General features: G+C 70.4%; 10 protein-coding genes and 1 tRNA gene. 2 read left to right on the top strand and 9 right to left on the bottom strand.

The genetic code is table 11. The features are described 5' to 3' along the window. Both ACF061_RS35615 and ACF061_RS35610 read right to left on the bottom strand, forming a co-directional pair. A partial coding sequence (locus ACF061_RS35615; protein ID WP_392271149.1) for an MDR family MFS transporter occupies window positions 1-1,845 on the bottom strand: 1,845 nt, incomplete at its 3' end. Window positions 1,846-1,858: 13 nt separating this feature from the next. Next, entirely contained in the window at window positions 1,859-2,353 is a 495-nt protein-coding gene (locus ACF061_RS35610) for a MarR family winged helix-turn-helix transcriptional regulator (RefSeq protein WP_392271148.1), read from the bottom strand. Between the two features lie 308 nt (window positions 2,354-2,661). Here ACF061_RS35610 and ACF061_RS35605 point away from each other — a divergent pair, with 308 nt between their 5' ends. Next, window positions 2,662-2,883, top strand: coding sequence for a hypothetical protein (locus ACF061_RS35605; protein ID WP_392271147.1), 222 nt, complete (start codon window positions 2,662-2,664; stop codon window positions 2,881-2,883). Window positions 2,884-3,008: 125 nt separating this feature from the next. On the opposite strand, the gene ACF061_RS35600 is transcribed toward ACF061_RS35605, so the two are convergent. From ACF061_RS35600 to ACF061_RS35585, 4 genes are all read right to left on the bottom strand, one after another. Continuing rightward, window positions 3,009-3,917, bottom strand: coding sequence for an RNA polymerase sigma factor SigF (locus tag ACF061_RS35600; RefSeq protein ID WP_392271146.1), 909 nt, complete (start codon window positions 3,915-3,917; stop codon window positions 3,009-3,011). Between the two features lie 246 nt (window positions 3,918-4,163). Next, entirely contained in the window at window positions 4,164-5,084 is a 921-nt protein-coding gene (locus ACF061_RS35595; protein WP_392271145.1) for an RNA polymerase sigma factor SigF, read from the bottom strand. Between the two features lie 205 nt (window positions 5,085-5,289). Next, window positions 5,290-5,583: a Dabb family protein gene (locus ACF061_RS35590; RefSeq protein WP_086726301.1), complete on the bottom strand. Its 294-nt coding sequence runs from the start codon at window positions 5,581-5,583 to the stop codon at window positions 5,290-5,292. After that, complete coding sequence (locus ACF061_RS35585) at window positions 5,583-5,759, bottom strand: hypothetical protein (protein WP_392271144.1); 177 nt, start codon at window positions 5,757-5,759, stop codon at window positions 5,583-5,585. The genes ACF061_RS35590 and ACF061_RS35585 overlap by 1 nt, the downstream gene beginning before the upstream one ends. Window positions 5,760-6,506: 747 nt before the next feature. On the opposite strand from ACF061_RS35585, the gene ACF061_RS35580 reads away from it, so the two are divergent. Then, window positions 6,507-7,106, top strand: a complete 600-nt coding sequence (locus ACF061_RS35580) for a beta/gamma crystallin domain-containing protein (RefSeq protein WP_392271143.1) — start codon at window positions 6,507-6,509, stop codon at window positions 7,104-7,106. Between the two features lie 300 nt (window positions 7,107-7,406). On the opposite strand, the gene ACF061_RS35575 is transcribed toward ACF061_RS35580, so the two are convergent. The 3 genes from ACF061_RS35575 to ACF061_RS35565 all read right to left on the bottom strand — a co-directional run bounded on the left by ACF061_RS35575 (window position 7,407) and on the right by ACF061_RS35565 (window position 8,810). Continuing rightward, window positions 7,407-7,491: transfer RNA gene (locus ACF061_RS35575), tRNA-Ser, on the bottom strand. Between the two features lie 189 nt (window positions 7,492-7,680). Next, complete coding sequence (tadA, locus tag ACF061_RS35570) at window positions 7,681-8,112, bottom strand: tRNA adenosine(34) deaminase TadA (RefSeq protein WP_392271155.1); 432 nt, start codon at window positions 8,110-8,112, stop codon at window positions 7,681-7,683. Between the two features lie 161 nt (window positions 8,113-8,273). Next, entirely contained in the window at window positions 8,274-8,810 is a 537-nt protein-coding gene (locus ACF061_RS35565; protein WP_392271154.1) for a hypothetical protein, read from the bottom strand. Window positions 8,811-9,111: the final 301 nt, after the last annotated feature.

The raw sequence follows: 9,111 nt of genomic DNA, 5'->3' as shown, positions 1-9,111 counted from the left end.
GATCAGCGTGACCGCGGCCTGGGCCACCGGTGCGCTCTCGGCGCCCCGGACGAAGCCGTGGACCGGGATCCCGCCGCCGCTGCCGGCGGCCGGTGCGCTCGGTGCGGCCGTGGCCACCGCGGTCAGTTGCCGCGTGTTCTCGGGGTCGGTCCCGGCGGCCGGGGTGAAGGTGTCCGCGGCCGGGGCGAGCGGGGCCTGGGCCTCGGCGACGGCCGGAGCCGCGGCCGGGTCCACCGGGGCGCCCTGGGCCTCGGCGGCCTGCGACAGGGCGCCCTTCGTGCGCAGCGGGACCTCCTTGATGAACAGCGTGATCAGGAAGGCGATCGCCGCCATGGCGCCAGCGATCAGGAAGATGTCGGCGATGCCGTGCCCGTAGGCGCTCTCCATGACCGTGCGCAGCGGGGCGGGCAGCGCGTCCATGTCCGGGATGCTGCTGGTACCGGAGTCGGAACCGCCGGCGAGCTGGGCGTACTTCGGACCGAGGTCGGCCAGGCCGTCCTTGACGTAGTCGGTGATCCGGCTGGCCATCACAGCGCCCAGCGCGGAGACGCCGACCGCACCGCCCAGGGAGCGGAAGAAGGTGACCGTGGAGCTGGCCGAACCGAGGTCGCTCGGGTCCACCTGGTTCTGCGTGCACAGCACCAGGTTCTGCATCATCATGCCGATGCCGAGACCCAGCAGGGCCATGAAGATGGCCATCTTCCAGTAGTCCGTGTCGTACCGGATGGTGCCCAGCAGGCCCAGGCCGGCCGTCACCAGCACGCCACCGCTGACCAGCCAGGCCTTCCAGCGGCCGGTGCGGGTGATGAACTGGCCGGAGACGGTGGAGGAGACGAACAGGCCACCGATCATCGGGATGGTCAGGACGCCCGACATGGTGGGGGACTTGTCGCGGGCCAGCTGGAAGTACTGGCTGAAGAACACCGTGCCGGTGAACATCGCGATACCGACGAAGAGCGAGGCGAGCGACGCCAGCGTGATGGTGCGGTTGCGGAACAGCCGCAGCGGGATGATCGGCTCGGCGGCCTTGGCCTCGGCCAGCACGAACAGCGCGCCGAGGGCGACGGAACCGGCGACCATCACGGCCGTCTGCCACGACAGCCAGTCGTACTTGTCACCGGCGAAGGTGACCCAGATCAGCAGCAGCGAGACGGCCGCGGAGATCAGGAACGCGCCGAGCCAGTCGACCTTCACCTGACGCTTCACCACGGGCAGGTGCAGGGTCTTCTGCAGCACGATCAGGGCGATCACCGCGAACGGCACGCCGACGTAGAAGCACCAGCGCCAGCCCAGCCAGGAGGTGTCGGTGATGACACCGCCGAGCAGCGGGCCGCCGACGGTGGCGACGGCGAACGTGGCGCCCAGGTAGCCGGAGTAACGGCCCCGCTCACGCGGGGAGATCATCGCGGCCATGACGATCTGCGCCAGTGCGGACAGACCGCCGGTGCCGATGCCCTGGACCACGCGGCAGACGATCAGCATGCCGGGGTTCTGGGAGAGCCCGGCCGCCATCGACGCGACGACGTAGATGATCAGGGCTATCTGGACGAGCGCCTTCTTGCTGTACAGGTCGGCGAGCTTGCCCCACAGGGGAGTGGCCGCGGTCATCGACAGCAGGGCGGCCGTGACCACCCAGGTGTAGGCGGACTGGCCGCCTCCGAGGTCGCCGATGATCTTCGGCAGAGCGTTGGAGACGATCGTGGACGACAGGATCGCCACGAACATGCCGAGCAGCAGCCCGGAGAGGGCTTCCATGATCTGACGGTGCGTCATCGGAGCGCTGCCCGGGGAGTCTCCCCCGTGCTTGGCGTGAGCCCGCACACCGGCTGGTGTGGTCGTTGCCATGGGCTTCCTTTGCTTACGTGCTTGCGGGTGTACGGGTGGTCTCTTCGACTACGGGCGCGGGGAGCCGGACCGGGGTGGACCGGCAGTCGCCGAAACTGTCGCGCAGCCGGCTCATCAGCCGGATGAGCTGGCCGACCTCGTCGTCGGTCCAGTCGCTCAGTCGCTGCGCGAACAGGTGCGTGGTCCGCCGGGACAGCTCGTCGATCTGGTCCAGCCCCGCGGGCGTCAGGCGCAGGATGCGCGAGCGCTTGTCGGCGGGGTCCGGCAGCCGTTCGATCCAGCCGCGCGCGGCGACGTGCGCGACATGCCGGCTGGTCACCGACATGTCCACGGCGAGCAGCTCCGCGAGCTTGCCCATGCGCATGTCGCCGTGGCGGCCGAGCAGGGTCAGCACGGCGGCGGAGCCGGCCGGGCAGTCGGGCGGCAGTATCCGCCCCATGTCCCGTTTCACGGCGCCGACGGCGCTGAGCTGACGTGCCAGCTCTTCGTACTGCGCCCGCTCGGCCATCGCACCTCCCGTAATCGTTGCTTGGGGCAACCATAGGTTCGGTTGGTTGCTGCAGGCAAACAAACAGGGGCTCGGCGACGCAAAAACTTGGCAAAGACAAGTATTGCGACTGTAAACCCGCAGGTGGCGGCCGTGAACGGTTGATCGGACCGCCGGTCGCTCAGGCCGAGCCCGTTCGGGACGGAGCGGGTGTCCGGGGCCGACGACCCGGGAGGGCGGTCGCGACGGCTCGGGGGCGTCCCGGGCGAAGAGACAAAAGAGGGCCCGCACTTGGGCAGTGGCCGGCGTCTTCGCTAGTGTCTCGGGCCATGGCTAACACGCAGGGCCCTCAGGGCAACTACGGCCCCCAGGGCAACTACGACCCCGCCGGCAGCACCCAGATGTTCCGCGCGTTCGTCGACGACGCCGAGACCGCTCCCGGGGGCAGGCAGCAGGCGCAGGCATCCTCCGGCCCGCGCATCGGTCTGATCGTCGGTGTCGTCGTCGCCGTGGTGATCGTCGCGGCCGTCGCCTGGCTCGCGCTCAAGTAGGGCGCGCGGCACTGGCCGGCAGGACCCCCGTCCGGACGGACGACGGCCGCCGACGCGCCTGCGAGGCGCCTCGGCGGCCATGAGTCGTGGTCGTCCACGGCGGCGGTCCGTGGAGCGGGCCCTGCTCAGTCGGAGATGAGTCCTTCGCGCAGTTGCGCCAGGGTCCGGGTGAGCAGCCGGGAGACGTGCATCTGGGAGATGCCGACCTCCTCGCCGATCTGCGACTGGGTCATGTTGGCGAAGAAGCGCAGCATGATGATCCGCCGCTCGCGGGGCGGGAGCTTGGCGAGCAGGGGCTTGAGGGACTCCCGGTACTCCACGCCCTCCAGCGCCGAGTCCTCGTAGCCGAGGCGGTCCGCGAGCGAGCCCTCGCCGCCGTCGTCCTCGGGGGCCGGGGAGTCGAGCGAGGAGGCGGTGTACGCGTTGCCGACCGCGAGGCCGTCGACGACGTCCTCCTCCGACACGCCCAGCACGGCGGCGAGTTCGGCGACGGTGGGCGACCGGTCCAGCTTCTGCGACAGCTCGTCGCTGGCCTTGGTGAGGGCCAGCCGCAGCTCCTGCAGGCGCCGGGGCACCCGCACGGACCACGACGTGTCGCGGAAGAAGCGCTTGATCTCGCCGACGACCGTCGGCATCGCGAACGTCGGGAACTCGACGCCGCGTTCGCAGTCGAAGCGGTCGATCGCCTTGATCAGGCCGATCGTGCCGACCTGGACGATGTCCTCCATCGGCTCGTTGCGGGAGCGGAAGCGGGCGGCCGCGTAGCGCACCAGCGGGAGGTTGAGCTCGATCAGGGTGTCCCGGACGTAGGCACGCTCGGGGCTGTCCTCGTCGAGCACGGCGAGCCGCAGGAACAGGGAGCGGGACAGGGTGCGGGTGTCGATGGCACCCGGGGCCGGAAGCGCCTGGGCCGGGTCCGGCGCGGCCTCGAGGGCCGTCATGTCGTCGAGGGCGTCGATCGGCTCGAGCGCCGTGGAGGGCGCCTCGCTCTTGGTGAGCGTCAGCACCTCGGAGCTGCCCTGTTCTGCGGACATGCCACCCCCTTTGGGTCGCGGGACGGTCGCGGCCGGGCTCTCCGGCGTGGAGAACTCAGCCCTCACCTGAATACCGGAGCCGAAGCCGCGGCAAACGCGCTTCCCGCAGAATGTCACATGTCGGCAACGCGCCGTAGTGACATGTCGACATCCGATACGCGAATCGGCCCTGGCGGAAAGGGGTCTGACGGGCTTTCGGGCATCCGCTGTCGGCATCAGCCCTGATGAGCGATTCGCTCGTGAAGGTTACGCCTCGATCCTGTTTGCGGATCGCAGTCGCTGGAAGCTGCGCGCGAGCAGCCGGGAGACGTGCATCTGGGAGACGCCGAGTTCCGCACTGATCTGCGACTGGGTGAGGTTGCTGTAGTAGCGCAGCAGGAGGATCCGCTGCTCCCGCTCGGGGAGCTGGACCAGCAGGTGGCGGACCAGGTCGCGGTGCTCGACGCCGTCGAGGGCCGGGTCCTCGTAGCCGAGCCGGTCCAGCAGCCCGGGGAGCCCGTCGCCCTCCTGGGCCGCCTCCAGCGACGTCGCGTGGTACGACCGCCCCGCCTCGATGCAGGACAGCACCTCGTCCTCGGTGATGCGCAGCCGCTCGGCGATCTCGGCGGTCGTGGGCGAGCGGCCGAACGCGGTCGTCAGGTCCTCGGTGGCGCTGTTCACCTGCACCCACAGCTCGTGCAGCCGGCGCGGGACGTGCACGGTGCGGACGTTGTCGCGGAAGTAGCGCTTGATCTCGCCGACGACCGTCGGCATGGCGAAGGTCGGGAACTGCACGCCCCGGTCCGGGTCGAAGCGGTCGATGGCGTTGATGAGCCCGATGGTGCCGACCTGGACGACGTCCTCCATCGGTTCGTTGCGGGAGCGGAAGCGGCCGGCCGCGTAGCGCACCAGCGGGAGGTTCGCCTCGATGAGCGCGCCGCGCACGCGGGCGTGCTCGGAGGTGCCCGGTTCGAGATCCTTCAGTTGGGTGAAGAGCACCTGGGTGAGGGCCCGGGTGTCGGCGCCCCGACGTTTCTCCGGAGTCTGTGCGGGGGCGGTGGTGGCGGCCTGCGCCGGGGCGTCCGGTGACGGGGCCGCTTCCCGGGGTGCGGCCTCGGCGGGAGCCTCTTCCTGGGGTGCGGCCTCGGCGGGAGCCTCTTCCTGGGGCGGCGCACTACTGGCCGACACGGTCAACGCCACCTCTTCGTCGATCAACTCATCCGTCAAAAGCGGTCATAGCATCACAAGACAGGTGCAGCGTGTTCAAGCACCGCATATGCACGTGTTGAGCGTGGAAAAGGGGTGGGTGGCGGCATGGTTGCGGCGAAGCCCCGCACCGGAAGGGGTGCGGGGCTTCGCAGGCGTGCGCACGGCCCGGGAACGGCCGTGGGACTCAGAACTCGTAGTCCGCGATCACCCAGGTGGCGAACTCGCGCCACAGGGCCACTCCGGCCTGGTGGGCCGGGTGTTCCAGGTACCGCTTCAGGGCGTCGGCGTCCTCGACCGCGGAGTTGATCGCGAAGTCGTGGGCGATGGGCCGGTCGCTGATGTTCCAGCCGCACTCCCAGAAGCGCAGGTCGTCGATCTGGCCGCCGAGGGCGCGGAACGCCTCGGCGCCCTCGACGACGCGCGGGTCGTCGCGCTCGACGCCCTCGTTGAGCTTGAAGAGGACCAGGTGGCGGATCATCACTTACCTCCGTTGGCGGCCCAGGTCATGAAGTCGCCGATGGCCCCGGCCGCGTCCGATATGCCCTCGAACCCTATCTGGACGTAGTCGGCGGCCTTGGCCGGGTCGGTGATGATCACGTACAGCGCGAAGACCACGAGCACGTAGACGACGATCTTCTTGGCGTTCACCGCCATCGCGGCCTCCCCCTGTCGCTGGTTGCCCTGTCGTCGGCCGCCCCGTAGTCACCGGCTGCGAGCCGAGCGCTGTCGATGATCGCAGATGATCGCACGAAGGGTCCCGTCCGATCGGACAGGACCCTTCTTCGGCGGCAGCGGAGGGATTCGAACCCTCGGTGACGTGCGCCACACCCGCTCCGGGGCCTGCCGGCGGTGACCGGGGCGGGATCCGCAGCCGTTCACCCGCGTTCGTTCCCGTCCGCGCGCCTGTCCCCCGCACCGTCGTGAACGGGTCCGGACGGCGGTGAATGAGACGGAGGCCGAGACGGAGTGCGACGGGCCGGGCGTCACTGACCTGCGGCTGTCACCACTGGCAGAAGGCAACGGCAGTGTCGTCGTCCGACCGGTCGACGGGCTGATCCGGAAGTCGGACGACGATGACGACGGCCGCGTCGGCACGCTTGTTCCCGCCGGCTGGGCTCGAGACGGACGGGCTGCCCTTGCCTGCCCCTTCGCACGCACTGAGGGCGGCAGCGGGTCGGCCCGGTGCTGCTGACGCGATGAGCCGAGCTGTCGGCGGGGGATGAGCGGCGGGCGCTTGACGAACGCTCCGTGAAGGGCGTTTCGGCAGGGCGAGGGCGCGTGACGGCGCGCGGTATGCCCGGTGCACTGTCCCTTCACAACCGGATCCATGGATAACGGTGAGTAGTCACGGGGTAGCAATGCGTCGTAAGCGTGGCTGTGCGATCACCACCAGAGGGGCACATGAGCGAGCAAGAAGTCACCTTCTACACCCGGCCCGACTACACGGGCGACGCCCACACCTACACGGTCGGAGCCAACGAGAACCTGCATCCGGGCGAGCTCAACGACAGGTTCAAGTCCGTCAGGGTCGGCCGGAAGGCCAAGGTCCTGGCCTGGCAGCACGCCAACCAGACCGGCAAGTACCGGGAATGGGAAGTCGACCAGCCGGACATCTCCGACATCGGCGGGCTGACCCGGTTCAAGGTCGTCGAGAGCACCACTCTGCCCGTCGCGGTCCGGCTCCAGGACCTCACCGGGGCACCGGCCGGGCGGTACAGCCTGAAGGTCGCTTCCTACGACGTCGGGGACACCGTCGTCCGCTCCGGCGACCCGGAGTACGGGCTCGTCGGCGTCATGCCCGAGGACGGACCGCCGGTCACCAGCGCCATCTACGTCCGCGACGAGCACTCCGGCGTGTACGTGGCGGTGGGGGCCATCTACTTCGTCTGGAACTCCGGGACCAAGTCGATCGACGTCGCCGACTCCTCGAACGTCCCCGAGAACCTGGACTACTCGCGAGACGACCGCAACCAGTTCACCTTCAAGCTCACCGAGGTCTAGGGGCCGGCGGCGTCATACGGGCGACGAAGGGGCCGGAGCATCCGGTGCCGCGGCCCACTCGTCGTGAAGTGGGGACCTCGGTGGCCGGCCGACTCCGTTCCCGGCAACGGCTCGCGGTCCTGATGCGAAAGCGCGGCTCACGCCGCGGCGGCAGTGGCTCCAGGTGGCCTCTCGCGCCGGACATGGCATCCACGAGAGAGCCACCTCGTTGTGTGGCCGTCATGGGGCTGAATGAGACGGAAGACGAGGCGGAAGACCACGAGGGGCCCGGTCCAACGGACCGGGCCCCTCGTCTATCTGCGGTAGCGGAGGGATTTGAACCCTCGGTGACTTGCGCCACACTCGCTTTCGAGGCGAGCTCCTTCGGCCGCTCGGACACGCTACCGAGAGAGACCCTACAACACAGTGGGCCATGGTCCGAAATCCATTCCCTCCCGGACGGCGGGCGGCCGGGAGGGGGAGGCGCGGGCGCGGGGCCGGGCCGGGGACGGGGGCGGAGACGAGGGGCTGATGAGCCCGGGAACGGGGAGCACGGGGTGGGAGAGCGGGGACGCGGGAACGGGGCGCGGGGAGTTCAGCGGGTGCGGAAGAACTCGGTGAGGATTCCGGCGCAGTCGTCGGCGAGGACGCCCTCGATCACTTCCGGCCGGTGGTTGAGCCGCCGGTCCCGTACGACGTCCCAGAGCGAGCCGGCGGCGCCGGCCTTGTCGTCGCGGGCGCCGTAGACCACACGGTCCACGCGGGACAGGACGGCGGCCCCCGCGCACATCGTGCACGGCTCCAGCGTGACGACCAGCGTGCAGCCGGAAAGCCGCCACTGACCGGTCCGCGCGGCGGCCCGCCGGATGGCGAGGACCTCCGCGTGGGCGGTCGGGTCACCGGTGGCCTCGCGTTCGTTGTGTCCGGCTCCGAGCACGGTCGTGCCGTCGGCGGACAGCACGACGGCGCCGACGGGTACGTCCCCGCCCCGGACGGCCCGGCCGGCCTCGTCCAGGGCGAGCCGCATCGCGCCCCGCCAGCGGTCACGCACCGGGTCGGGCGCCGTGGCGCCCGCCGGGCCCGTGACCGGCCCGGGGGGCGGCGTCTGGGCCCGGGGCGGGCCGGGCGGCGCGACCCGCCCCGCACCGGAGGCGGGGCCGCCGGTCGTACCGGGTTCCTTCTGCGCGGTCAGCGGACGGTCTCCAGCACCTCCGAGGCGCCCAGGGCCTCGGCGATCGCGCTCAGCGCGTCCTCCGCGTCCAGGGCGCGCAGCTCCTTCTCGCCGACGCCCAGGTCGTCGAGGATCTCACCGTCGCCCAGCGGGCTGTGTGTGATGGTTTCGGCGGAACCGGTCTCCTCCTCGTCGTCCCCGTCGGACGCGGGCTCGCCGTCCTCCGTCCCGTCGAGGTCGAGGGAGTCCAGGTCGGGACCGTCGTCGCCGGGCTCCCGGCCGAGCAGTTCGTCGGTGAGCAGGATTTCGCCGTACGAACTGCGGGCCGCCGCGGCGGCGTCCGAGACGTAGATACGAGGATCGTCCTCGCCGTCCACGCGGACGACGCCGAACCACGCGTCCTCCTGCTCGATGAGGACGAGCACCGTGTCGTCCTCCGGCGAGGCCTCCCGGGCCAGATCGGCCAGATCGGCCAGCGTCTCCACATCGTCGAGCTCTGTGTCGCTCGCTTCCCACCCGTCTTCGGTGCGCGCGAGCAGTGCGGCGAAGTACACCGTGACTCTCCCACTGGTCATAGGCGTGCCGGTTGGGGGTCCCCCCGGCGGAGGTTCTGGGCGGAGAGAGCTGGGCTCCGAGCCCCACCCACTCGGAATCGTGGCAGAAACAAGGCCTTCAGGGGACGTCTTCGGCACCCTGTGTCCGGCTGTTTTGCCGCACGCCGGTGAAGGACTCACCTGCGCACTCGTTGCCGCCACCTGCGGATGGTACGCGGGTTTCCCGCCGGGCACGCACGGCCGCCACCTGGTGTCCGCGCGGGTGTCGGGCTTCGTCCGGATGCCGTCTCGGATGCCGGGC

It is taken from the genome of Streptomyces sp. NPDC015220, assembly GCF_043079345.1.
Classification (GTDB): domain Bacteria; phylum Actinomycetota; class Actinomycetes; order Streptomycetales; family Streptomycetaceae; genus Streptomyces.
This window is presented reverse-complemented; position numbering and strand designations above follow the sequence as displayed.